This window comes from Planococcus sp. RAB007_Raresut (genome assembly GCF_057369535.1).
Genome location: NZ_JBXYIF010000164.1, coordinates 1 through 260, shown reverse-complemented (window position 1 = coordinate 260; position 260 = coordinate 1). Strand labels below are relative to the sequence as shown.

Here is a 260-nt window from a genome sequence, read left to right as displayed (position 1 = left end):
TCGCCCATGCACCCAATTGCCTTGATAGCTCAATCTCTGGAGCTCCACCCCCTGCAATCAAAAACTTTTTGTTCACCAAACACCTCACCACACACAGAGCATCATGCAGACTCCTCTCAGCCTCATCAATCACCAATTGATTTGATCCCCGATGCAGAACTTGTAGTCCTCCCCATTTCCTTAATACCTGTGATCTTCACTAGCTTCCCACCATCTTTCAATGATACCTCCTGCAGCAAATCAGCAAACCCCAACTTCTC

At 47.3% G+C, this 260-nt stretch carries 1 protein-coding gene; it reads right to left on the bottom strand.

Annotated elements, in window-relative coordinates:
• The coding region (locus tag AC2Q9J_RS18150; protein ID WP_499042108.1) for a TCP-1/cpn60 chaperonin family protein at window positions 1–157 on the bottom strand (157 nt) is incomplete at its 3' end.
• Window positions 158–260: the final 103 nt, after the last annotated feature.